The 25,046-nt window shown below is 61.1% G+C and carries 21 protein-coding genes; 7 read left to right on the top strand and 14 right to left on the bottom strand.

Annotated features, from left to right (window positions below; all coding sequences use genetic code 11):
• Nucleotides 1-41 precede the first annotated feature (41 nt).
• The 5 genes from ACE3TJ_RS16470 to ACE3TJ_RS16450 all read right to left on the bottom strand — a co-directional run bounded on the left by ACE3TJ_RS16470 (nt 42) and on the right by ACE3TJ_RS16450 (nt 6,048).
• Entirely contained in the window at nt 42-2,546 is a 2,505-nt protein-coding gene (locus ACE3TJ_RS16470) for a TonB-dependent receptor domain-containing protein (protein WP_374598077.1), read from the bottom strand.
• A gap of 115 nt (nt 2,547-2,661) precedes the next feature.
• Complete coding sequence (locus tag ACE3TJ_RS16465) at nt 2,662-3,585, bottom strand: FecR domain-containing protein (protein ID WP_374598075.1); 924 nt, start codon at nt 3,583-3,585, stop codon at nt 2,662-2,664.
• A complete protein-coding gene (locus ACE3TJ_RS16460; RefSeq protein ID WP_374598073.1) occupies nt 3,582-4,100 on the bottom strand; it encodes a sigma-70 family RNA polymerase sigma factor in 519 nt (172 codons plus the stop codon). Before ACE3TJ_RS16460 ends, ACE3TJ_RS16465 begins: the two co-directional genes overlap by 4 nt.
• Nucleotides 4,101-4,308: 208 nt before the next feature.
• A complete protein-coding gene (locus ACE3TJ_RS16455; protein WP_374598071.1) occupies nt 4,309-5,187 on the bottom strand; it encodes a phytanoyl-CoA dioxygenase family protein in 879 nt (292 codons plus the stop codon).
• Between the two features lie 111 nt (nt 5,188-5,298).
• Nucleotides 5,299-6,048 (bottom strand): autoinducer binding domain-containing protein, encoded by a 750-nt coding sequence (locus ACE3TJ_RS16450; protein WP_374598069.1) that lies wholly within the window; start codon nt 6,046-6,048, stop codon nt 5,299-5,301.
• A 457-nt stretch (nt 6,049-6,505) separates the two neighbouring features.
• On the opposite strand from ACE3TJ_RS16450, the gene ACE3TJ_RS16445 reads away from it, so the two are divergent.
• The 3 genes from ACE3TJ_RS16445 to ACE3TJ_RS16435 all read left to right on the top strand — a co-directional run bounded on the left by ACE3TJ_RS16445 (nt 6,506) and on the right by ACE3TJ_RS16435 (nt 7,530).
• A complete protein-coding gene (locus tag ACE3TJ_RS16445) occupies nt 6,506-6,694 on the top strand; it encodes a sigma factor-like helix-turn-helix DNA-binding protein (protein ID WP_374598067.1) in 189 nt (62 codons plus the stop codon).
• Between the two features lie 100 nt (nt 6,695-6,794).
• A complete protein-coding gene (locus tag ACE3TJ_RS16440) occupies nt 6,795-7,052 on the top strand; it encodes a transcriptional regulator domain-containing protein (protein ID WP_374598065.1) in 258 nt (85 codons plus the stop codon).
• The gene (locus ACE3TJ_RS16435; protein ID WP_374598063.1) at nt 7,030-7,530 is read left to right on the top strand and encodes a DUF2285 domain-containing protein; all 501 of its coding nucleotides are present in this window, start codon (nt 7,030-7,032) and stop codon (nt 7,528-7,530) included. The genes ACE3TJ_RS16440 and ACE3TJ_RS16435 overlap by 23 nt, the downstream gene beginning before the upstream one ends.
• On the opposite strand, the gene ACE3TJ_RS16430 is transcribed toward ACE3TJ_RS16435, so the two are convergent.
• The 8 genes from ACE3TJ_RS16430 to ACE3TJ_RS16395 form a co-directional block, all read right to left on the bottom strand.
• The gene (locus ACE3TJ_RS16430; RefSeq protein ID WP_374598062.1) at nt 7,527-7,730 is read right to left on the bottom strand and encodes a hypothetical protein; all 204 of its coding nucleotides are present in this window, start codon (nt 7,728-7,730) and stop codon (nt 7,527-7,529) included. The two genes, ACE3TJ_RS16435 and ACE3TJ_RS16430, sit on opposite strands and share 4 nt — an antisense overlap.
• Nucleotides 7,731-7,745: 15 nt before the next feature.
• Nucleotides 7,746-9,350 (bottom strand): hypothetical protein, encoded by a 1,605-nt coding sequence (locus ACE3TJ_RS16425; RefSeq protein WP_374598060.1) that lies wholly within the window; start codon nt 9,348-9,350, stop codon nt 7,746-7,748.
• 11 nt (nt 9,351-9,361) lie between these two features.
• Nucleotides 9,362-10,855 (bottom strand): hypothetical protein, encoded by a 1,494-nt coding sequence (locus ACE3TJ_RS16420; protein ID WP_374598058.1) that lies wholly within the window; start codon nt 10,853-10,855, stop codon nt 9,362-9,364.
• 48 nt (nt 10,856-10,903) lie between these two features.
• The gene (locus ACE3TJ_RS16415) at nt 10,904-12,319 is read right to left on the bottom strand and encodes a CapA family protein (protein ID WP_374598056.1); all 1,416 of its coding nucleotides are present in this window, start codon (nt 12,317-12,319) and stop codon (nt 10,904-10,906) included.
• Nucleotides 12,320-12,410: 91 nt separating this feature from the next.
• Nucleotides 12,411-14,111 (bottom strand): peptidase M61, encoded by a 1,701-nt coding sequence (locus ACE3TJ_RS16410; protein WP_374598054.1) that lies wholly within the window; start codon nt 14,109-14,111, stop codon nt 12,411-12,413.
• Between the two features lie 2 nt (nt 14,112-14,113).
• Nucleotides 14,114-15,358, bottom strand: a complete 1,245-nt coding sequence (locus ACE3TJ_RS16405; RefSeq protein WP_374598052.1) for an aromatic ring-hydroxylating dioxygenase subunit alpha — start codon at nt 15,356-15,358, stop codon at nt 14,114-14,116.
• Between the two features lie 5 nt (nt 15,359-15,363).
• Nucleotides 15,364-17,781 carry an FAD-dependent oxidoreductase gene (locus tag ACE3TJ_RS16400; protein WP_374598050.1) on the bottom strand — a complete coding sequence of 806 codons (2,418 nt, stop codon included), beginning with the start codon at nt 17,779-17,781 and terminating at the stop codon, nt 15,364-15,366.
• A 72-nt stretch (nt 17,782-17,853) separates the two neighbouring features.
• A complete protein-coding gene (locus ACE3TJ_RS16395; protein WP_374598048.1) occupies nt 17,854-18,831 on the bottom strand; it encodes an ornithine cyclodeaminase family protein in 978 nt (325 codons plus the stop codon).
• A 92-nt stretch (nt 18,832-18,923) separates the two neighbouring features.
• On the opposite strand from ACE3TJ_RS16395, the gene ACE3TJ_RS16390 reads away from it, so the two are divergent.
• The 4 genes from ACE3TJ_RS16390 (at nt 18,924) to ACE3TJ_RS16375 (ending at nt 24,220) form a co-directional block, all read left to right on the top strand.
• Nucleotides 18,924-19,775: a hypothetical protein gene (locus ACE3TJ_RS16390; protein ID WP_374598046.1), complete on the top strand. Its 852-nt coding sequence runs from the start codon at nt 18,924-18,926 to the stop codon at nt 19,773-19,775.
• Nucleotides 19,772-20,713 (top strand): hypothetical protein, encoded by a 942-nt coding sequence (locus tag ACE3TJ_RS16385; RefSeq protein WP_374598044.1) that lies wholly within the window; start codon nt 19,772-19,774, stop codon nt 20,711-20,713. The genes ACE3TJ_RS16390 and ACE3TJ_RS16385 overlap by 4 nt, the downstream gene beginning before the upstream one ends.
• Nucleotides 20,714-20,841: 128 nt before the next feature.
• Nucleotides 20,842-22,434: a hypothetical protein gene (locus ACE3TJ_RS16380; RefSeq protein WP_374598042.1), complete on the top strand. Its 1,593-nt coding sequence runs from the start codon at nt 20,842-20,844 to the stop codon at nt 22,432-22,434.
• Nucleotides 22,435-22,507: 73 nt separating this feature from the next.
• Complete coding sequence (locus ACE3TJ_RS16375; protein WP_374598040.1) at nt 22,508-24,220, top strand: hypothetical protein; 1,713 nt, start codon at nt 22,508-22,510, stop codon at nt 24,218-24,220.
• 18 nt (nt 24,221-24,238) lie between these two features.
• On the opposite strand, the gene ACE3TJ_RS16370 is transcribed toward ACE3TJ_RS16375, so the two are convergent.
• Nucleotides 24,239-24,970, bottom strand: a complete 732-nt coding sequence (locus ACE3TJ_RS16370) for a transcriptional regulator (RefSeq protein ID WP_374598038.1) — start codon at nt 24,968-24,970, stop codon at nt 24,239-24,241.
• Nucleotides 24,971-25,046: the final 76 nt, after the last annotated feature.

Raw genomic sequence — 25,046 nt, 5'->3', positions numbered from 1 at the left:
AGGCCGCAGCGAAAGCTCCGTTCCGCTGCGGCGAAGGACAATCACCAGCTTTTGCTGATTCCGGCACTCACGACACGGCCAAGCGCCGAATAGTTCGTCGAGTCGTAAGGGGCATCGAGAACGTAGTCGGGCCTGAACGTGTCGGGCTTCGCGTTCAGAACATTCGCAACGGACACACTGAACACGAGGTTTCGAAACACACCCGATCCCGAAGGGCGATACACCCAGCTGAGATCAACCATCGTCATGCCGTGCAGGCGTTCGGCAGGAACAATGCGTGTCTGATCGACACCCCCGACGTGATTGACGAACGCCGACAGATCGAATTCGGGTGCGGCATAAGTCGCGCCAGCCCGCGTCCTGAATTTTGGCGGGTTGAAAGCCGTTCCTGCGAGCCGCATTTCCGGTTGCCCGTCACTGACCTTCTGCCGGCTCTTCATCCAGGTCGCCGACCCGCTGAGAATAAGCCCCGTATCCACGCCGAGTTCGAAGCGCTGACGCACGGCGACGTCGATACCGCGTACCTTCTGCCAGGCGGCATTGACGTTCGCGTTCCAGATCACCGCTGCGACGTTCGACGGATCGTAGGGAACACCTGCCCGGTTGACGAACTCGCGGCCGTCGAATGCGGCAGCGATATCCGCTGCCGACGGATTGCTGACGACGAATTCGGCAAAGGCCGGATTCGACAGTGCGCGCGCATATTGCGTGATCGGTGTTACGATCCGTTCGTCGTAGTCGATTCCGAAACCGCTGATCTCGACCGACGTTCCGGGCAAGGCTTCAGGATGTAACGCCGCGCTCACAGACCACGTCGAGGCGCGTTCAGGCTTCAACCCCGGATTGCCGCCAAATACGGTCAGCACCGTCGCCGATGCAGGGAGGCCGATGCCGCCCGCCGTCGACGCGGGCCGCAGGTCGACGATCTGTCCGCTATGCTGCTGCCAGAGCGTCGGCGCCTTGAACGAGCGCCCCCACGATGCCTTGAGGTCGATATCGCGCGTCGGGGCGTAGACAAGCCCGAGCCGCGGCGTCGTGACCTTGTCTACGCCTGGATAATTCTCGTAGCGAAGCGCAGCGCTCAGTTCGAGCCGATGTGCGAACCTCAAACCCTGCGTCGGCGAAACAAGCGGAATACTGAGCTCGCCGAACGCGTAGTAGGTGTCCTGCGAGACATCGATGTCCTGCACTGGACCCACCGTGCGATAGGCGTGGAAATCGTTGACCCTGTATCCAGTGCCGAACGCCGCGCGCACCTCTCCCGCAGGCAGGACGAACAGCGGCCCGTCCGCATTGGCTTCCGCCGACCAGGCGGTGTTGCAATAGCAGCCGCGCAAGGTGCGGGTTACCGTCCCGCCTGACAGCATGTCGGTCCCGTACCGGGTGTGATCGAAGCCGTAGGTCGCGAACACGCCGAGCGACCAGCGTCCGGCATCCATCTTGAGCGAGGGAGCGATCGAGAGACTTTCTGTCCGCCCCGGCACAGCGAATGTCGGATACGCAGGGTCCGCCAGCACGGCATAGATACGCCGCTCGCTGCGACGATTGTAGAGCGCATCAAGCGCGACCGTAAGGTCGCCAAGCGCCTGGTGGCCACTGGCTACGACACTATGATGCGAAAGCTCGGGATAGAGCGACAGGCCGTAGTTTACATCCGCACTATAGTCGCGCTGCCGCCACAGGATCGCTGACTGGCGGCCATAGTCGTATGTCGCGATGAGACCCCCGCCCGCCCAGCGCGTCCCGGCGACGATCCCGTATTGCTGCTGCGCATTGCCGCCGTCGGTCGAAGCGCCGAAGCGCGCCGACGTCGTCAAACCCTCATAGTCCCGCTTCAGGATGATGTTGGCGACGCCGGCAACGGCATCGGAGCCGTACAGCGCCGAGGCCCCGTCGGCGACGATCTCGAGGCGATCGACGGCCGCGACCGGGATCGCCGAAACGTCGATCGCCTGCCGATTGCCCCCGAACGACAGCCGCCGCCCGTTCAGCAATGTCAGCGTCGCATCCTGGCCGAGCCCGCGCAGGTTGATCGATGTTCCCGAGCCGACGTTCTCGCCGCTTGCCAGCGGCACGTTGAAGCCGATACCGGGATTCTGACCGCCCCCGAAATTCTGGGGAAGCGCCGCGGCAACTTCGGTCAGCGACGAATGGCCGGCAGCGCGCATGTCCGCGCCCGAAATCGAAATCAGCGGCGAGGCGATTGCGCCGCCGCGGATGCGCGTTCCCGTGACCACGATCTCGCCGCCTTCCCGGACGACGATGGTTCCGTTCTCGATCGTCGCGGTGAGGCCGGTCCCTGCCACCAGCAGGTCGAGCGCGTCCGCAAGCGTGCGGCGTCCGCTGATCGCCAGCGCACGCCGGCCCACGACGGCATCGGCCGGAAACATCACCTCCAGGCCCGCCGTTCGCGCGACCTCTGTCAGCGCCGTTCCGAGCGGCTGGGCCGCAACCGCGAATTCAATCGGTTCCGCTGCTGCAACGGGCGCGACCAATACCCACGCCGCGGCAATGCCCAGCACCAAGGCTTTTCGTCCTGTCGTCATAACTCCCCCTCCCTGCGCGCCGCGTGGTTGCGGCGTTCAGGAAGGTTCGACGTGGAGAGCGCGCCCTACACGGGGTGCGGTGACGAAAAATATCTTCGGGAACGCGCCCGCAGCATCAGGCGCGCGTTAGCCGAATGACGCCGCGTTCCGCCTCGACGCGAAGCCCGAACATCCGCGCAAGGCGCGGCGCGAGCAGACGGGGATCGTTCACCCGAAAGCGTCCCGAGACCTTGAGGTCGGCAAGGTCTGGCCCGGCAAGAACGAGCATCTCAGGCCCGTAGCGGTTGGCGGTGCCGATCACCTCGGCAAGCCGTGCCGTTTCGAACACCGCAATACCGGCGGGCCATTCGGCATCACGCGAGGCCGCGCGCTCGCGAACAAGACCGCCGCTGGCCTCGCGGCGAATTCCCTCGCCAGGCGCCAGCGGAAGCACAGTGCCGGCATCGGCGACCTCGACCCGGCCTTCGAGGAGCGCGACCGCGGTGCCGCCCGCCTCACGCGTCACATCGAACACCGTGCCATGCGCCACGACCGTGCTCGTTCCCGCCGTCACCACGAACCGGCGCGGGTCGGGCGCGACCACGAAGCGCGCGCGGCCATGCACCAGCGTCACACGGCGCTCCGCGCCGATCTGGAGTGCAAGGCGGGTTTCGGTATCGAGCGTCGCCGTGCTGCCGTCGGCGAGCACCACCGCGCGGATCTCGCCGCGGCGCGTCGCGACGATACCGTCCTGTCTCCCGCGCCCGGCGAGCGCCAGCCACCCGCCAGCGCCAAGCAGGCCTGCTGCCGCCGTCCCGGCAACGACGTTTCGCGCGAATGCCCGCCGCGGCAGCTCCACGAAACCGCCTTCATCGCGCAGCAGCTTGCCGAGCCCGAACACCTCGCTTGCGCGGTTATAGGCGGCGCGGTGTTCCGGCACGGCGAACCAGACGTCGAATTCCGCGCGCCAGCGCTCCGCACCCGGCCCGCGCATGCGCGCGAACCAGCGCGCCGCCTCGCGCCGCAGCGCATCCCCTGCTCCCTGAGACGGATCCGTCATGGCCTGTCCAGCGACTCCCCGATTCGCACCAGCGCTTCCGCGATATGCCACTCGACGGTGCGAATGCCGATACCGAGCCGCTCGGCGATCTGGCGGTAGGTAAGGTCCTCGACCCGGTGCAGCAGGAACACCTCCCGCGTGCGGGGCGGGAGTGCGTCGACCGCGGCGCGATATTGTCTGCGCACGTCTTCAACCTCGATGGCATGGGTTTGCTCAGGCGCGTGGGCCAGCGCGGCGCTGTCCGCCTGCAGAGACACCGTCTCGCCGCGCACGGCGGCACGGCGCGCGCAGTCGACGAGAAGATTGCAAGCGATACGCTGCAGATAGGCGGCCGGGCGTTCCGGTACCGGCCGTACCGTAGCCGCACTCATCAGGCGGACAAAGGCATCATGCACAAGGTCCTGCGGCTCTTCGGCAGTGCGTCGGCGACGAAAGAAGCGCGCAAGCCGCGTTGCCTCGCGCCGGTAGAGCGCGTCCGTATCCGGCGCACATCGTCGCGCCTCGTCATTCTCCATGGAAACCCGCGCGGCAGGCACGCTACAGCGCCTGCAGGCGCTGCGTCGGGGGTCAGCGGAAGCGCTTGCCGCCAGAAGCCGCCGCGCATGCTCCGGCCGTCAGGCCGAAACTTCATGATGCCGTGCAGGACATCCTGCAACGCGGCCGGCCTGCGTTCGCCGCGTCATCTCGAATCCTAGACCCAATGCACCGCTGGCGGCAAGCCCGTCAGCGCGGCTCTTGCCGGACCAGTCCCTGCTGCATGTCCATGAACGCCCGGATTGCGGCCTCCTGCTCGGGCCGCAGCGTATCGCACGCGCCAGGCGGCTGCGCCGACACGCACCCGAGCAGGAACGATGGGCAGCGCCCCTCCCAGGTCCCGAGATTGGGACGGTGCGCCCGGTAGCCCGCAAGCGCGGCGATCTCCCTCGGAAAGGTGCGTGCCACCGCCGGCGGATAGGCGAGCCATGGCAGCTCGTAGGGCTTCAGCCAGCCGAGGCTGTAGCTGACGATCATGCCGCGGCGAGGGTAAGGTGACCGGTTCGCGCCGCCGCCATGGAGCGTCGAGCCGAGGAAAAGCAAGGCTGCGCCGGGCCTCATCTTAGCCGCGACCGGCGCTTCGGACGGTTCCGGCTCGCGGCGGTGGCTCCCCGGCCAGACCAGCGTCGCGCCGTTCCCGGCCGTGTACGGCACGAACGGCCACATGACGTTGACGAGATATTCGACACCGGGCGTGCGCAGCGGCCACATCTCCTCGTCACGGTGCGGCGGCTGCATCGGCGCGCCCGGCATCAGCTCGACCGCCTGCGTCAGGTTGAGCTGGATCGCGTCACATTCCGTCAGCACAGCGCGCGCGATCGCGAGGATGAGCGGATGGCCGACGAACGCAGCCGCATGCGGCGTGCGCGCGAGCAGCCCGTGAAAGCGCCGCGTGGCGTTTCCGTAGAACAGGCCCTCGGACAAGGGCGTCCGTTCGAACACGGGATCAAGATCGGCAGAAAGTGCCGCGACCGCGTCCTCCCCGACAAGGTCCGGAATGATACAGTAGCCGTCGCGCAGCAACGCATCGTGCCAGCGGCAGGCCGCCTCGTCGATTGTGCTGTCCACGCCGTCCGCCACACACCTTGCCTCCCAAGCGGCAAGGATCGCCTCTCGGCGAGCAAATGTGCGACCCGCTGATCAGGGGGTTGGTGTGCGATGCGCCAGGAGTCGGGCGGTTCAGGACTCGAAGATTTCGCGAAACGAAATCTGCCCGTCGTAAAGTGCGCGGGCGACGAGATAGGGTCGCACCGCGCCGCCGTAGGCGCGCCGGACGTTCTCGACGCGCTCGTGCGCGGTGCTCGGCGCGATCTTTTCCATCATCGAGATTTCGATATCGCTCTTGCCCTGCGCGACACGGATCAGCGCAATATGTTCGCGCTGCGACAGTGCCGGCGGCGGCGCGGGACCGCCGTCCGCCGGCTGGACCAGGCGGCGCATCGCTTCGAACGCATAGCCGCCGATGCACGCCGCGATTGGCAACGCGTTGCGGCGCAGCCGCTCGGGCGAACGCGTGCCGAACGAACAGCTACCGCGCGGCTCGCCGGGAACGTTGAACGCCGCCGTATAGCCCGCGCACAGGCCGTACGCCTGCGCCCGCTCAAGAATCCTGGACTGACGGGGCGACAGCCGCAGCAGTCGCGGCACCTCGCTCCATTGCAGGCCTGATGCCGTTCGCATGACCGCGATATGTACCGGATCCACTTCGAAGTGTCGCTTCAGGATAGCCTGCTCGACCCAGTCGGGATGATAGTTCGACAGCTGGAATGTATAACGCGGCGGCGCGACGGGATCGACATGGTGGCCGATCATGAACTGCTCAAACCCGAGATCGTGCGCTGCGGCCGTGAGCAGCTCGGCAACCAACTCCGGGCTGCGCGCGCTGCGGAAGCCCTCCTCGTGGACGCCGAAATCGAACGTCGCCACCATGACGAACTCCACACCAGCGGCACACGCGGTCCGTCCATTTTGATGAGCGATCGAAAGACAATCGACTCGAATGACAGACCATTCCGAACGAATGATCTCACAGTTCTGAATAAACGCAAGTCAAGATATCGAAATCATCGCGATATACAAATCCACCCCTTAATTCTGTATTTTACCTCCTTACACCTCTTCGACATTCGTTCCTGCAGCAGAATGCAGAAGACATACATGAACACGATCACGGCAGGCGAAATCTTTCCAGCCATCTCTCGGATCATGGCGGCATCGGTCCGCGCCGGGCGGTTGCAGGTCCAATGGCGGACCCGGCCCGCACCCGCAACCCCGGCGGGTCCTCCGCTGACGCTTCGGCCGGTTCCCGGTGCGTGCGCCGTCCGGGTCCGCCCGACCTCCGACCTGCCGCCCGCAGCGCGTGCCGCGCGGCAAGGAGGAAGCCGCCATGGATCAGGATCGCTACCGGAGCGCCGTTCGCGCGCTTCCCGCGCCGCTTCGCGACATACTCGCCCGTGCGCTCGATGACTGGCCTTACGACGCCATCGCCGAGCACCTCGGTATCGGCGTTACCGAGGTCGAAGCCGGGCTTGCCGAAGCCATCGCACGGCTTGTTGCAGCGCTCGATTCCAGCTGAACGATGCCCCTGCCGGCGTCGACCCTCTGATCGAAGGGTCGACGCCGGTGCCCGCTTGTCCCTTCCTGACGCTTGTAACGCAGCCGTAAGGATCGCCGCGATGGTGCTCAGTGGCATGACGGGACTGGATGCACATGGTTTCGCCTGGGAATTTTTGCGGCGTGATCCCGCCTACAGGCGCATGGCCGCCGAGGCCGCGTCGCCGACGGGCAAGGACAACATCCATGGACTGATACCCGCCGCTTGGGGGCTGCATTTTCGCGGAAGACCCCGCACGACCCGCCGCGCAGGCGCTTGCCTTCTGGCGAAGCGATGCCGATCCCCATGTCGTGGCCATGCACGCCGAGCCGTCCCCTGACGGCATCGACGTGCTGGCGCTGGACGGCAACATTGCCGTGCTCGTCGAACCTGACGCCGAGCGCCTGCTCATCCCCGCAGGCCCAGGGCATCTTCGGATCGATGTCATCGGCGGCACCATTTTCTCCGGACCCATCCGGCCGCTGTTCGCCGTCGACGGCGCAGGCGGCATGGCACCCCAACTGCTGACGCTCCGCCGGTTCGCAGCACGCCTGAGCGGCGCGCCCGGCAGGCGGCTCTGGCCGCCGCTCCGCCGCGCCGCACGTCTCGAGGCCATGCTGCGCGCCCATGATGCCGAGGAAGCAGGCGCCTCGCACCGCGACATTGCCGGACTGCTCTACGGACGCGCGGCGGCGGACGAACGCTGGAGCGACGGCTCGCGCTTCATGCGGCTGCGCATCCAGCGCGTCCTTCGCAGCGCACGCAGGATGATCGAAGGCGGCTACCGGACGCTGCTCGGCCTCGAAGGTCCGTCCTAAGCGCCGCAGCGCATTAAGGTGTGGACAGCGCCTTCGAAACATCCGCCCTGTTTGAAGCCCGCCTCGATCAGTGATATCCAAGCGTGGCGCACGCGTTTTACCGACAGCACTGCTTCACGCAACCGACGTGTCCAGACATGTACAGCCATGTCACGCGACAGGATATCCCGATGTTCTGCAAATCGCAGTTCAATAGTCATCGTGTCGTCGAGAGCCTAACGCGCGCCGGCGACCGTCCCGCGAATGAAGGCGCGCATATCCTGAGCCAGTTTTGTCGCTGCGGCACCGCCGGTAGACGAATGGCCATCAAGATAAAAATTTACTGATGTCCGATCTTCTGGAAGCTTGGCGAGTTCCACGGCAAGCCGGGCTTGTGCTGTCGGCATGACCATATCGAAGTAATTCACCGCAATGAGAGCCCGCAGGTCATCGTTTACAGCCATTGCGCTGCCAAGCTCCTCGGCCTGCGTTTTGAAATTATCGCCTCCGAGCACCATCGGTCGACGTTTGCGCTCCCATTTCATCCCGACGTTTCGAAAATCCTGAGCAATATACGGTCGCCCCATCGTCATGCGAAGCTTTTGCTGCTCCACAATGCGAAAACCGGCAATCTCGATTGGGAATTCACGCGCAAGCGAAGGGTCGTCGCCGACAGGGTCAGGACCAGCCAGCTTCGCGGGAATGGTGACACGACTGTCGTAGGCCGCGAGGCGAAGACCTTGATCTGCCAAAAGCAGATTGCTGAATTCCATGACATCGAGGGAGAGCTTCCTTTCGAACGTCTCATGCGGAAGCCCAGTGAACATCGCCAGTCTCGCAACGATCTTGGCCCGTTCGGTCTGAGTCAGCGTTTGCGTGGCCTCCTTTTTCAGCGCGGCTGCATAGTCGCCGACCGCAAATGCATAAGCTTCCTCGTGATAGGCCTCCAGAGACCGCCCGTTCCGGTCGATTTTGTTGTGATACCACGCGGCGACAGCATAGCTCGGGAACGTCGTGGCTGCAGTGAGCACTGGATCCAGACCTTCTGCACCCCACCCGGGCAATGAAAGCGAATTCACAACGGGAATCACGCCGTTTAACGTGATGCCCCTTACAATACCCGTTGTTACATCGCCATTGAAAGCGCGTGGAAAAATCGCGGCGCGCAAACCGCCGTAACTCTGGCCCGTCAAGTATCGCGGCGAATTCCAGCGATTGTTCCGTACCAGCCATTGCTCCACAAACTGGGCGAATATGTCGATGTCCACATCTACACCGTAAAACTGCTCGGGCTTGCCTTTACCGACAATGCGGCTGTAACCGGTTCCAACCGGATCTATGAATACGAGATCGGCTACGTCGAGAAGGCTGTTGGGATTGTCCTCGATCGAAACGGGCGGAACGCTACGCGGAAAACCGCTCGCTGTCTCTGATGGCCGGACAATCCGCCATGGGCCGAAGGAGGACACACCGGCCTCCGTAGCGTTTCCGGGCCCACCCGGCACGATAAACAGGACCGGGCGCGATGGGTCGCCCTTATCCTTTGTAAAGGCATAGGAAAACATCGTGGCGATCGGCTCGCCACGATCATCGTAAATGTAGGATTCGCCGGCCGTCGCAGTGAAATCAAGCTGCGTCCTACCAATGGAGATACGATGTTTTGAAACGAAAGCCTTCAGCGCAGGTAAAGTTACGAGATCTGCGGAATTTCCTTCAAACGGAGAGAAAGCACCTGCCGGTCCACTCTGCAAAGCCAGCCCAAGCGTCAAAATCAAAGCTGTGAGGTGACGATTTAGCTCCACAACTTTCATCCTTCGCTTGGCAAATTGCTTCATAACCATGATCTAAACCGTCAACGAGACAGAAGCTCACGGATCGGCTCGATCGCTTCTGGCACGGGAATGATGCTGTGGCCGCCGTCGTAATACGCAATCTTGTAACGATCCTGGGGAACCTGCGACTGCGCCATCATGAATTCAGTCGTACCGAGATCGGTAAGTGTGTCGTAACGACCCTGCATAACAAGAACGCGCAAATTCGGATGCTGGTCAACGAGTTGTCGAAGTGTGACATCCATGGTCGGCGCACCAGACATCTTGCTTTCCCAACGGGAAAAAAGGTTGGGATTGATTGCCAGATATTTTCCCAGACCTTTCGCACCAAGCCGAGATGCAATATTCCTTTCATAAGCAGCCGAAAAGGCTTCATATGTTCGCGGCGACACATAATCCTTGGCATGCGTGAAGAGTCCATTGTTGGAATCCAGCACACGATTCTGGTGCTTCAGCAACTCCCGATTAAAATCGGACACTGTGATCTTTCCACCCGCGCGAAAATGCTGCTCAGGAACCCCGATAATTCCCGGCAACGCAGAGATGGTCCGATCAAATTCCTCATGTGTCAGGGATGTACCCTTCATCAAAGCGGGAAGGTAATCTTGGTATGCAAATTTTCGAGCACGTTCGACAGCTTGATCCCACGTCTGACCCGTATTGTCGATCATACCATGGTAATGCGCAACGGACGCCATCATCGGAACCCGATTGGCGAGGAGCATAGGATTAGATGCCCGCCCCCATCCGCTGAGTGTCAGCGAAGTACCTGCGAGAATGACACCCCTTGCCACCACGGCCGGCTCGCTGCGCGCGAGATCTCTCGCCACCGCAACGGCGCGCAAGCTCCCATAGCTCTCCCCAAAAATGTAAACCGGCGACCCCAGCCGTTGATGGTCGCGCAACCATTGAAGAATAACCGCCGTGACCTGCTCGGCATCGCCATCCAGCGTGAAGAACGGATGGTCCTCGATGCCGGGCAGCACCTTGCTGTACCCCGTTTCAACCGGATCGATAAAAACCAGATCCGCGACGTCCAGAAGTGAAAGAGGATTGGCCTCTACACCGTTATCCGGATCATGCAGCTTTTCCGGAGCCTCGGATTTCAGACGCAAAGGCCCGAAAACGAAATTTGCAATGGATGACGAACCGCCTGGACCGCCATTGAACGCAAAAAGAACAGGTCGCGTAGCCTCGCCCCGCCACTGAGACACATAACTCGTCGAAAAGACGCTGGCCATGGGGCGCCCACCGGCGTCGCGGAGAATGACTTCAGCCAACGTCGTGCGATATTTCAAAGTGCGCCCGCCGATCGTTGCCTTCTGATCCGTAGTGTAGTTTCGGCCACCCGTCCCGCTTAACGTCAGGGGACGAAGCGGTAGAGTTTTGAAGAAGATATCGGAGTATGGATCACGATCGATTGTTTTGACCGGCTGCGCAGAATCTTGCGCCGATACCGGTGTCGCAAACAAGACACCAACTGCGACAACCCAGCGTAGATCAAAAAAGCGCATCAAACCTCCCCCAATACTCGCCAAATCCTGGACGGAATGCCGCCGACACTATGGCCGGATGACACCAACCGACCCTTCAATCGATATCTTCGTGCCGTAAGCAGTCGAGAACGCCTGCAGAGATTCAAGGATTTTTCTGGAACGCGTCGGTGAAGACAAACCCGTGCCCCGACGACTGGAGTTTTCCACGCGGCCATGATCCAGTGGATAAAGCCGAACTTCCTTGAGCCGGCCGTCTTGAAACGTGGTCGCTGCAGTGAAGCCGTCATCCCAGCTCTCCGGCATCCGAAACGCACCGTCCGCAGGGTTGTTCGGATCACGTTTGGCCGTGGAACCGTAGTGTTCCGTTTTCTGATCCTGCGTCAGGACGACGTTGCCGTTGAACAGGAAGACGGCGAGCCCATAGAAAATCGGCTTTCCCTTATAAATTTCGACTCCACGCATGGAGTGCGGGCCGCCCGCCATCACGACATCCGCTCCGACGTCGATCGCCTCGCGTGAAAGTCGAACGAGAAAATCTGCAGGATCTTGCATCGCGGTGTCGTCGACCGATCTCGCGTTCTCATGCGCGTGGATTGTGAAAACCGCAAGATCTGCCGCCGCTTTGCCTTCTCTGATTGCATTGAGGATCGCGAAATGATCAAACGTATTCATCTCGTAAGCAAGGCGTGGTTCCGGTCCCATCCGATAATACTGAGAAACCGGCCCTGCAGGCGTATTTGCTTCCAAGACAAGTTTTCCGCCTGAACCCTCACGAGCACCCGCAGCGCGCAGGTGATCCATGGTTGCGGCCGAGACAATCTTTACATTGCGCAGCCGAAGTGTGCTGATTCCCGGCCGCGCCGGAACCGTTTCCATCGCATCCTGTGCGCGCGCCCCCTGCTTGAAGGTCGATGCCGTGGCAATGAGCGCAACACGACCCTTAGGCGTTTCAAAATAGCGAGCCGCACGAGCATCCGCCAGCATCTTGCCATCTCCGGCATGCACCACGCCGGCATCATCGAGCAGCGTTGTCATCGCTTGGAGGCCCGCAGTATCCCAATCGCTCGCATGGTTGTTGGCAGTCGAAACCATATCGATTCCGATGGACTTCAGACCCTCGGCCAGTTCTGGTTCTCCCCGAAGGTTGTAGGGGCTTCCCGGCGCATGGCCTTTGAACGTATCGAGATCGAAAAATATACCTTCCTGATTTCCAATAGCCACGTCCCCGGCCTTGACGATATCGATCAACCTTGCAAGTTCGGAATGCGGATTCGGAACGACTGGACGCGCGTTGATCAGATCACCGACGCTGATGAGTACGAACTCTCCCTTCACGCTCGCCGGTTTGGCTGCGACTGCCGTCAGAACTCCAGGATCAGGAATGTCCTGAGTACCTGCATCTGCAGCTGGACCATGGAGGGCAGCGAGAAGGAAGGTGCTCGCTGCAAGACACAAATGGCGAGGACTGAATAGACTGGACATGGACCGAACTCCGCAAATTCTGTTTATCGACGCCTGAACAGACCCACTGGCGGCAGCTCACTTCCTGAAAACTTACCGGGACCACTCGGCCTCACCTGCACTGCTGCCCGCGATCTGCAACTTTTTCCCATTGCCAGGCGCGAACCGTTTCCCCTCGCGGCTTGTAGCTGATTGTCTTCTGTTCGCTGCCGCGGCTCACCAGGAGCGATAGGATGCCTTCCTGATCCCCCTGGATGCGATCCTGACCGACCGGCTTCAGAATCTCGTCGCCATTCCGCAGTCCGGCACGTTCAGCGGCTGAGCCCGGCACGAGATCACGAACAAAGCGGCGCGGTTCGGTCAGCACCTTCGGTGCGAAACCCAATTCATAACGGCGCAGCGATTTTTGAACGCGGCGGAAGCACGGACCGAATGCGTTGGAGGGCGGCAAAGGCGAACCGCCTGCCAATACCCGCTGCAGCTCACGCGGACCATCAGGCCCGAGCTCGCGGGCGAGAAGCTCCTCAACCAACGCTTTCGTAACCGGCTGTCCGGCATCCTGCCGCCTCCGCCATTCGAGCATGAGGTCGTCAAGCGAACGCTTTCCACCGGATACCTCACGAATACGCGCATCGATGGCGGCAAAAAACAGGAATCCACGATCATAAGGCAGAGTGCGAATGCGCGTGTCCGCCCAGAACCCGGCAGGCACTTCGCTCTCCGGGAGGTTGGCCATGACATTCGTATAATAGCGACCGGCCGCAAAGTTCAGCTGACGCAGAAACGCGTCGGCATCGTCCAGTCCAAACCGGCGCGGCAACACCACCTGATAAAAGACGGCCAATCCCTCATTGAACCAGCTGCTCGCCAGGCTTTCGCCAGGAGAATCACCGGAGATCATCATGGGTTGAAACGTATGGAACATCTCGTGGGTGATGGTCGACTTCAGATCCTCGATGTCTGCCGTATCCATCGTGTTGCCGTATGTAACCACGAACCCGCCATCATAACCCATACCTCCACCGGGGTTTACGACGTTGCGGCGCATGAAAACGGCATAGGGAGCCGACGCTTTCCCGAAGAGCTCAAGATAGCGGTCGTACAGGCCGTCCATCCAGGCAAGGACGGGCTGCGCCTCAAAAGGCGGCTTTCCCTGAACAGCCGCCGAAAAGCCGTTGGTGCTTTGACCCAAGGGGTGGCGGTGGAATTGACCTGCCATGAAATAGGACGTGTCGAACGTGACACCCGGTGATCTCACCGGAATTTGATCGCTGATCGTCGTGAGCCCCGACGCTGAGCCCATGTGTGCGAGATCCCACGCAATGCGAACCTTGAAGTCGCCTGACGCAGGGCGTACGAGGAACGTCGACCCGGACCCCGAAACCGTGCCTGCCTCGCTGCGAAGTTCGATCGGCGGCGCCGCACCCATAGGCGCATTTTCAGCGGTCACCGGCGCGGAATAGCGGACACGAACGGCGCCCGAACCCTCACGCAGTGGAAACCACTCCCGTTTGCCTGAGGTCCCTTCGCCGCTGTCACGCGCGACCAGGGGTAGCAAGCCGAGATCATCCCATGCCTGCACCTCGATCTGCCGGGCAACGGTCGGGACATTCGAATACACGTGCCTCAACTCGAGAAGCGGCTCGCCCGGAACGATTTTATCCGGTCGAAAGCGCTCCTCGATTCCGATTTCCGCTATATCGCCGTCCGCTTCCACCTGAGGCTGCAGGGCAACTGAAAGCTCGCCAGCGCTGGACGGTGCCGGTCCGGAGATGCCGAGCAGCAGGAACAGGGAAAGATTGGAAATGACCATGATCAGAGGTTCCCGCGCAGACCGTCCAGATAGGTCTGGACAAAGCCGGATGCGAGCGACTCGAGCGGAGAGTACGGACCGCTGGCATAAGCGCGCGAGCGCACGCCCGCGGCATTCTCCTCGATGATCTTCTTGTCCTGCACCGTCGTAACATCCCAGAGCCAGATCATTCGATCGATATCGATATCGTCGGGCGCCGCGTCGGCATCGACAAGCCATGTGATCGAGACATCAGTCTCCTCAGGTCCCTTGGGCAAAAAATGGATCAGTCGGACGTGATCGTTGTAAGCGACGACATTCACAAACGGCTCCATGCGGAAGCCGCTCATGCCCCCGTCGAATGCCTTCTGCCCGCCCATGAGCGGCGCAACGGGCTGCCCGTCCCGCGATGCCGTCAAGTGACCATTGCCTATGGGCAGGCGATATGTGTTCGAATCGGCAACCTTGTTAAAGTCCGAACCAAAGTCCGGCATGGGGCACTCGCGGTTGGCGCGTCCTTCGCTCCACTCCGCGACCTCCTTCTCCCATTTTTCCGCGGCGGCGGCACTCGGCACCTTGCCGATGACACTGACGAAATTCATGACGGAGCTGAATTCCGGGTGACTTGGAAGGCAATGGTAACATTCGAAGAAATTCTCCATCACCAGTTTCCAGTTGGCGTGCGTCGGATAACTCTTCCGGTATGCGATGCGCGCGTTTGGAAGACCATGATAGGCAAGGAGATCCTCTCCCTGCGCTCGCACCTTGTCGACAGCATCCAAACTGCCGCTCAGACTTGCGAGGACAAGCCCTCCGATTTCGGCAACGTTGATCCGTTGCAGATGAAATGCCGAACGGTCCATCGTGTCGGGCATGGACGGCGCCGAACGCAGCGCTCCATCAAAGCGGTAGGTCCATGCATGGTACGGGCAAAGTAGATTGGAAACCCGCCCATCTTCAGAGCAAAGGCGCGAACCCCGATGGCGGCAGACATTGTAGAAGCCGCGCAAGGTACCGTCCTCATCCCGAACGATGAGAATCGGTTCACCGAGTAATTCGCGTACAATCACCGATTTCGGCGTTGGAAGTTCGCTTGCATGACCGATCAGATACCATTGATCCGCCAGCCAGCCCTTTCGTTCGATCACATAGATCTCTGGAGACAGATAGAACGGCTGCGCCAGTGACCAGCCCGGCTGCTGACGGGCTATGAGGTCCGATAAAAGGCCCGCGCTCTCCGGAGCCGACGTCACATCGTGCATGTTCATCGCTATCAACTCCGCGGCAGGATATTCTTGGGATCGTAAAGAGGCTCTTCAGCAACCACGGCCTTTCGGCGGACACCAAGAACCGACACTTCAAATTCAGGCAATTGATCCAGAACCGCAGTGTCGACATATCCCATGGCGATACTCGTTCCGGTACGATGGCCAAAACCACCCGAAGTCACGAACCCGACATGGTTGTCGCCGGCCCAGATCGGTTCGTATCCCGATGCGTCCGCGCCATCGGCATCAACAGCAAATGTCACCAGCCTGCGCGGAGGCGTGTGTTCCCGCGCGCGGAGCGCAGCGTCTCGACCAATGAAGCTCGGTTTCGTAAAGTCCACGAACCGTTCAAGGCCTGCCTCCGCGGCTGTGTAGTCGCGGCTGTACTCGCGCGACCAGATGCCAATCGACTTTTCAAGACGCATCGAATTCAAGGCCTGGAGGCCGAAATCTCTCAGCCCCAGATCCCTCCCGGCTTTGAAAAGCAGGCGGTAGACCGAAGGAAGATGGTTTGCCGGCGTGTAAATTTCGTACGCCAGCTCGCCCGACAAGGAAAGACGGGCAACAATTGCGGGCGCGAAGCCAACATCCATGTTCCGGACCGACAGGAACGGAAAAGCATCGTTGGACACGTCTGAGCGCGTTACTTTCTGGAGAAGCTCGCGCGACCTCGGACCTGCAATCACCACACCTTGCCAGTCGTCGGATCGATTTCGGAACACGAACTGATAGCCGTCGCCTTGCGCTTCGAACCACCGTCCATGCCAGTTCTGAAGATATCCTGAGCCCATGAGGACAAATCGGTCCTCCGCCAGCTTGAACGCGGTCAAATCACCCATCAGACGTCCCGTGTCTGAAAGCAACGGCGCAAGGCGAACACGGCCGGTACCGGGAAGACGGTTGGCGAGCAGCTTGTCGAGAAAGCGGGCGGCGTCCTTGCCACTGAATTCGTACTTCCCGAACGAGGAACTGTCGAAAATACCGACGCCGCCCCTGACTGCGGCGACCTCATCGGCGGCGATCCGAAACGCGTTCGAGCGGGAGAGGCTCGGCGTTTCGACAGGTTGTTCACCAGCCGGCGCGAAGAAGAGCGGAATTTCAAGACCGTAACTGACCCCGAACACCGCATTCTTCTGTTCAAGATCGCGGTGGAGGGCGCTTGTCCGGCAGGGCCTGCCTGCGGGCCAGTACTCGTTGGGATATGCGATGGCGAACCTCCGGGAATAGAACTCCCTGGCCTTGTCGATCACGTAGCTTTGAGTCGCATAGTCCCCGAAACGCGCGACATCCATCGCATAGACGTCGCCTTCCGGCTCTCCGTTGATGATCCATTGCGCGAGTGTCAGACCGACGCCGCCGCCCTGAGCGAAGCCCGCCATGACGCCGCAAGCAGACCAGTAGTTCGGAACGCCCCGCACCGGTCCGACGAGCGGGTTACCATCCGGCGTGAATGTGAAAGGCCCGTTGACGATGCGGCGAATCCCCGCCTCAGCCACGGCTGGAAACCGTTGATAACCCTTGAGCAGTTCTTCACTGAGACGCTCGAGTTGCGGGGGGAGCAATTCGGTTTCACCATAGTCCCACGGCGTACCATTCACCGCCCAGGGCGTCGCCTGCTTTTCGTACACGCCGACGAGCATGCCCTTGCCCTCCTGACGCATGTAGATTTCCGCATCAAGGTCGAGAATAAGCGTCAGTTCGCGTTCCAGCGCTGCGATCTCTGGGATGTCGTCTGTCAGAAGATAATGATGTTCCATCGGGATCAGCGGCAGGTTGACGCCAACCATCTGACCCACCTCACGCGCCCAGAGACCGCCGGCATTCACCACATGCTCGGCCTCGATCTCACCAGTGTCGGTAATGATCCGCCATGTCCCGCGTCCGGTCGGCCGGAGGTCCATGACACGTGTGTGGCGCTGCACGGTCGCGCCAGCATTGCGGGCGGCCTTGGCGTAGGCATACGTCGCCCCCGATGGATCCACATGGCCTTCATGCGGGTCATAGACAGCACCAAGCACATCCGTCACGTCCACGAGCGGGCAAAGCGCCTTGATTTCCGCCGGCCCAAGGAGTTCGGTGTCGATGCCCAGCACCTTGTGCCTGGCCTGATCAGCGCGCAATATCTCCCACCGCTCCGGTGTCGCCGCGATGTTCAGGCCGCCGGTCATATGCATGCCCACGCTCTGGCCGGACAGCGCCTCGATCTCCTTGTAGAGTCCGATCGTATAGCTCTGCAGCCGTGCGACGCCGGGATCGCTGTTCAGCGCGTGAAACCCACCCGCCGCATGCCAACTCGAGCCTGCCGTAAGCTCCTTCCTTTCAATAAGGACCACATCGGTCCAGCCAAGCTTCGTCAGGTGATACAGGACGCTGCATCCCACCACACCGCCCCCGATAACCGCCACCCGATACAGTTTCTGCACGACCCGTGACTCCCTCAATGCCTGTTAAGTAAGCGAACCTGCATCAATCGAAGATGCAACACGCCGTTTGCATCAGCCTCCCGAAACCGGGACATGACCAGATAGCGCTTGCGCACGTTCATGAACGTAGCGCAGCGAGCCAAGATCCTGAACGATGTGGCCAAGCGATTTGTAGATGGTTATCTCGGCCTCATTTCGGCGACCCTCGCAACGCCCGAGGAGCACATCGCCCACTTCCGCCACGATATGATCATCGGCAATGAGGCCCTCCTGTCTCGCGACAAGAAATTCTGCAGCCGCTGCAAGCGCAGACGCTCTGCTGTCGACGAAATACCTGCTGTCTACAACCAGCCGGCTATCCACTTCCACCGGACCCGCATGGCTGGAACCCACTACGTTCACGTGCGTGCCTGGCCGCACCCAATCCCCTTTGAGTATTGGTGTCGGCGCACTCGTCACGGTGCAGATCATATCGGCCCTGGACGCCGCGTCGGCTGCATCGGCGACCGGAACCAATTCTCTGCCGATCTCGGAGCCCAACGCCTTGCAGAAAGCCGTGACGCGCTCGAGCGAGCGCCCCCAGACCTCCACCCTTTCAAGATCCCGCACCTGCGCAATTGCCTGAATATGCGAACGCGCCTGCGTGCCACAGCCCATGACGAGCAAGCGACGTGCATCGGCACGTGCGAACAGATCCGTGGCCACGGCGGACGCGGCGCCAGTGCGAATCGCCGTGATTGCGTGCGCGTCCGCGACCGCAAGGATATTACCATTCTCCTCGTCAAAAAGTGTAACGACCCCGCGATGCGACGACCGCCCCGGCCGACCGGGATCCGGATAGGCGGTTATCACCTTGCAACCCACACCGGAGGCGTTCGGCAAAAACCCCGGCATCAGGGCAAAGAGTTTTCCCGCGCCAAGATGCAGAATTTCCCTCAAGGGCTGTTTCTTCTGGTCGCCGCTGAGTTCGGCCATCAACGAGCGGACCGTTTCGATGCAGCCCCGATAGTCGAGGAGAGCTTCCACTTCGGCTTCCTGATACATCCTCATTGAATCGTCCCACTTCCGGAATGCCGCGACCCTCGGGTCGAACAACAGCAACAATAAGTTGCATCACTCAACAGAATGTGGAACCACTGTCAATGGTCAACCACATGGCGATGTCGAGCCGTTCCTGCCGGGTGCCGAATGCTATGAAGAGATATTGCTGCGCACGATTGTCCCTGGCAGCGGCAGTGGCTTTGTCCGCCGCGAACGCCGTGGCTCAGCCGCTTCCGGCAATCGACATCACCCTGGCGCCGATTCCGAAAGCGGGCGAAATTGCCGCAGTCGATGTTGTTCAGATCTTTCAAGGCTATGTGGCGAGCTCGGGCGAACCGGCATTCAGCGTGCCGTCCCGCATCGCAACCACCAGCGGCCAGAACTATGCAAACGGGGACATCAGCGCGAGCGATGCCGAAGGGCCATTGCCGCTCGCGCTCACGAACATTGCATCACCGGCCGGACATTTCCTCGATCTTCAGGTCTTTGCACCGCTGCGCGCCACCAATGGACCGATTACGCTGAAGTACCGTGCGGCGGCGGCCCCCGCAATGTCACCACGCCCGCGCGGCCCCTCTTATGATCTGCGCGGCAGCAATGGGGGCTTCGGAGGCGCCTTTTTCTCGTTCCTTCTTCTTCCCGCACAGCGCCAGGACAAGGCGCATGTCACCTTGACATGGTCCCTCGACGGCCTGCCGGCCGGAGCAGAAGGCGTAACGACCAGCGGGCCAGGCAATCTCGCCATGGACATCCCGCCTTCCGATCTCAACACCGTCTTTCTGCTGGGCGGGAGAATTTCACAGCACGCCCCCCCCCCGAGAGCAGGTTCAAGGCATACTGGATCGGTCAACCTCCATTCGAGGCGACCGCACTGCTTCAATGGTCCGCGCAGGCATTCGGCGTCCTTCAGTCCCATTTCCCGGATGTTGAGGCAGACCAGTACACGCTGTTGATGCGTCCCTTTGCAAATCCCCGTGACGGCGGCGGCGCGACGCGCGGCGGCTTCATGCTCGAATATGGAACCGGCAGACTCAGCGGCGACTCGCGCAAGGCCATGTTCACGCACGAAATGGTTCATCACTTCATAGGCAGCCTCGCTGGCGATTCCGGGCAGAATGCCTGGTTTGGCGAAGGCCTTGCCGAGTTCTACAAGATTCGTGCGCCTTATCGCGCAGGACTGTTGGGGATCGATGGCGTCCTGCACGAGATCAATGTCATGACGGATGCTTATTATACCAATGCCTTCGTGGCGACACCCATCGTTGAAGCCGGACGACTTCGCTGGGCGGATCGCTCGATTCAAACCGTCCCATACAATCGCGGCTTCATGTACTTCGTTGACCTCAATGCGAAGATCGTCGCACGCTCGGGCGGCAAGCGGTCGTTAGACGACCTCGTGCGCGCAATGCTCGCACGCCGGAACAGCGGCCTGCCCTATGACGAAGCATCATGGCGCACCTTGCTCCTGGCCGAACTCGGCCCCGAGGGCCCTGCAGATCTCGACGCGATGCAGGCAGGCCGCCTCATCACGCCCCCCGACAATGCCTTCGGGAGTTGCTTCCGGCGCGTGAAGGTCGACGGTACGCGGCGCCCCATACTCGGCTTCGAAGAAAACACACTTCTGACGGAGCCCTTTATCGTAACGGAACTCGACGAGAATTCCGCCGCTGCGCGCGCTGGATTGCGCAATGGCGACAAGATCGTGTCACGGACGGGAGTCACGGAGCGGATCGCGCACAGTGCTTCGAACATCAGACTGGATCCCATCGTCGAGCTTACCGTGCGACGCGGAGATGAAATGCTGGATATCCGCTTCTCAACTGAAGGCCCCGGAATTGACTACTATCGATGGCTTGCAAAGCGCAAACTGGAAAACTGTGACATTCCGTGACCGACGCGCTTGTTTGCCGCCTTCTAACAATCAGACACCATGTTGCAAATTTCAACATATTGTTGAATATATGTCCGAATCCGTGTTAGCCAAAAGTGGGTCCGTCAGGACCTCTTGAGGGGGGCGCCTTGCTTAGACTTTTGTCTCCATATGTTATCAGCCTGCTGATTGCCGTTTCAGGCGGCGCGGCATCGGCCAAACCCGAAGACGACATTCGCGCCGCAATCGCTCCCCACGGGAATGAGATCGTCTCCACGCGACACAAGGTTCGGCTCGGCAACGGCATGCCGATATCCTACACGGCCCATGCCGGACAAATCCCCCTGTACGTCAACGATACCGGCGAGCGCATGGCCACGATGTTCTTCGTGGCGTACATCGCCGACCGTCCGAAGGGATCACCGCCGCGGCCGTTGACCTTCCTATGGAACGGCGGCCCGGGATCGAATTCGGCGCAGGTTCATATTGTCGGATTTGGCCCTAAGCGTGTGATAACGGGCGACACCTATCCCGAGTTTGGCGCGCACACCGAGACCGCGATCGTCGATCATGCGGAGACCTGGCTCGACAGCAGCGACCTTGTCTTCGTCGATCCGATCGGCACGGGTTTCAGCCGCGCGACAACCCAGGACTTTCGCGATACGCTCTACACGGCGCGCGGCGACGCGGAAGCCGTCGCCGAATTCATTCGCGTCTTTCTTCATCGCTTCGAAAGATGGAATTCACCGCTGCTCCTCGCGGGTGAAAGCTACGGGACAACCCGGGCCGAACTCGTGGCGGACATGCTGGAACGGCGCCGAACACATGTCGCGGGTGTTCTGCTTATTTCGGGCTTCATGGAACTGGGTCAGAAAACTCCGCCGCACCTCGAAAAAGCGATGGATGTCGTCGAATTCGCGGCGGCCGCCCATTTTCACGGCAAGATGGGCCCGGACCTGCAAGCGCTGTCCCAGCAAGAGGCGCTTAGCAAGGCCGAGGCCTGGGCGCGTGCATCCTATGCGCCTGCGCTTGCGCGCCTCAACACGCTCTCCTCGACGGAACGGGCTGCAATTCTCGAGCGTCTCGCGAGCATCACGGGGCTCGATCCCAAACATATTGATTCCAAAACACTCACGATCGGCAGTGACGACTTTCATGACAATCTTCTGGCAGAGCGAGGGCTGGAACTCGGCCGCTACGACAGCCGCATGGCTGTCAAAAAAAGAGCGCCGGGTGAGCATTGGATGCCATGGAAGGATCCGAGCCTGGCTCCAATGGCGGATTTGATGGAAGGCACATCCCGTATCTTCAACACCTATATCCGCGACGATCTCGGTTTCCGGAGCGACCTCCTTTACCGAGGACCGTTCGGCAAGGCTTTTCACCCCGCCCCCCTGCAGGTCGAGCCGCAGTTCGGCTACGCGAAGGACTGGATGGCACTGATGTTCAAGTTCGGAGAGGCGGGGCATGCGCCGCCAGCGGACCTGCCGCTCTTGCGTGCCATGCGGGAAAATCCGGAGATGCGCGTTTTCAGCATGTTGGGCTTGTACGATGGAACCTGCGCGGGACGTGAGGAGGCCATCAGGAGCCTGAGCGTGGAAATCCGCAACCGCGTGCAGTCCGCGTGCTATGTCGGCGGACACATGTTTTACAGCGACAGGGAAACCCGGCGCAGGGCGCAGGCCGATTTTGCGGATTTCGTCGAGAAGGTTTCGGTCGGCAAAACTGCTGGTGGCCGCTGAAATATCGCCGTCACGTGCAGACGTCACTCGGTTCGCAGGTGCATTTCACCAATATGTTGACGAGGTTGCAGCAATGATCCCGACCGACCGCGCAGCGTTCATTGTTCTGGCTACAACAATATTTGCCGGCAGCACGGCATGGGCAGCAGAACGATTGCCGCATCTGGACATCGTCCTGAGCCCTGTCAGCCGTGACGGGAACGTCACCGAGGTCAATGTCGAGCAGCGCATCGAAGCTCCCGCGCTTCCGGCTATGTCGCCGCTCGTCCGGATGCCCCTGCGCATCACGTCGATCCCGACACCCCGTTATGACGGAAATGCTCTCACGGCGTTCGATGCCGCCGGACCGCTTCCGCTTACCGCCGAAGACGAACCGAAAACGCCCTCCGCTGATTACCGGCGTTGGCTCGTATCACGCCCGACGGTCGGCGACGTCACCGTGCGCTTCTCCGCACCCCCACGCGCGGTCGACGCAAGCACGCGCGGCGGCCCGCTGTTCGACCTTGTTGCCGAAGCGGGCGGTGTCAGCGGCGCGGGTATTTCTTTTCTCGCCATTCCTCCAGATGAGAAGTCTTTCGATATACGCGTCCGGTTCGACCTTTCGGCGATGCCGGCCGGTTCGCGAGGTATATGGACGTTCGGAGAGAACGACGTCCGGCGTCGGGGATCTGCGGCCGATCTTGCACAAAGCTTCTACATGGCCGGCCCCGTCCGGTCCACGCCGCCGGATACCACGTCTTTCGGCACGTATTGGCTGTCCGAACCCAGCTTCGACATGCAGACAGTCGCTGAAAACATCCGGAAATTTTACCTGTATGCATCCGAATTCTTTTCCGATGAAGGGAAGGCCTACAGGGTGTTCGCCAGAAAGAACCCCTATCCTTCCGGTGGGGGTACGGCGCTTCTTCAATCCTTCATGTTCGGTTACAGCGACGCGGCTGTTCCGACGCCCGCGTCACTGCATGCACTCCTCGCGCATGAAACCGCACACAACTGGCCACATCTCAGCGATGACGATCATGGCGCAACGGCGTGGTACTCGGAAGGGAATGCGGAATTCTACTCCATTCTGCTTTCGTATCGGGCGGGCGTGTACAGTCTTGAGGACTTCGAGCGCGAGATCAACAAGCGTGCTTATCAATATTATGCAAATCCGCTACAGACGCTCACTCTCGCCGAAGCCGGAAAACGCTTCTGGCAAGATCGAAACGCGCAGCGCGTCCCGTACGGGCGCGGCTTCCTCTATCTCGTAACCGTTGATGCGAAAATCCGTAAAGCGTCCGGAGGTCGCCGAAGCCTTGACGATCTCGTGAAGGCCATGACGGCGCGCCGGGCTCAGGGCCAACCCCACGGCCTTTCGCAATGGCTGGAGATGATAGCTTCAGAGCTCGGCCCCGAAGGGCGCGCCGACTATGATGCGATGACGAGCGGAGCCAGGCTGCTGCCGCCCCAAAACAGCTTTGCGCCCTGTTTCAGGCCGGTCGAAACAGTGGTCCGGCAATTCGACCTCGGCCTGGCACCGGAATTTCTGCAGCCCGGAGCCATGGCCATCGCCGGTCTCGCCCCTCAGTCTCCCGCCGCAAAGGCGGGCATCCGTAACGGCGATGTCTTTGTCAGCTTGTCCGGTGCATCGGACGCCGAAGGGGATCCGGAAGCGACCATCACCGTCAAGGTTCGGCGCGGCGAGCAGCTGCTCGACGTTACGTATCTCCCTCGCTCGGGGCCCGTCTCGGGCTACCGCTGGGCACGCGTCGAAGACGTGCCCGCATCCAGCTGCAATCTGTAGGCCGCGTAACCGACGCGTCTACTTGACGCCCAGTTCTTCAAGGTAGTTGTAGATCGTGAACTTGGTTGTCTTGAGCTGTTTTGCGACCCGTTCGACCGAACCTCGCATCATGAAGAGGCCCCGGGCGTGCATCTTCCGCACGGCCTCCAGCTTTTCCGCCTTGCTCATCCGCTTCACGTCGACTCCCGGAGGCTGAATCGCCGTGTTCATGATTTCAAGGATAAGTTCCTCGGTCGTGATCGCACCGCCAGCCTCGTCTTCATCGTCGCCATTGGCCGGCATGAGAAGCCTGTCCAGTTCCTGGGCGACACGCTCCACCGGACCCGGATCGACATTGAAACACAATGCAGAGGTCGCGCGCCCATCCTTGTCGTGAATGATGACCGAAGACGACCGCAGACCGCGCCCGTCGCGTGACGACGAAAGATAGCTGCCGATCACCCGAACGACATTGGCATCGGCCGGGTTGCTGCCCGCGATGATCCCTCGGAAGCCTTCATCTTCTGCAAGACCTGCAATGATCGGATGCCCTCGACGGCGACCGCTGACATGCCCGTTTACAATGTGAACGACCGATTTTTCGGGAACCCGCAGGTCATGGACGACGACCTCGATGTGACTCCCCACGATCTGCCGCAGCGCTTCCGCTATGCCGATCAGCACTTCCGTACCGTCCGGCTCACCTTGCTTCGGCGCAAAGGCTTTGGCGTAACCTGCCTTCAGCTTCTCGGCGAGTGAGGTGGTTGCCATACGCACGTAGCTCCGATCTCTGGATGACCCTGACTTCGATTGACCTCATATCAACATTATGTTGAAGTGGCCAACC

This window comes from Sphingosinicella sp., from assembly GCF_041916975.1.
Taxonomy (GTDB): Bacteria; Pseudomonadota; Alphaproteobacteria; order Sphingomonadales; family Sphingomonadaceae; genus Sphingosinicella.
This window is presented reverse-complemented; position numbering and strand designations above follow the sequence as displayed.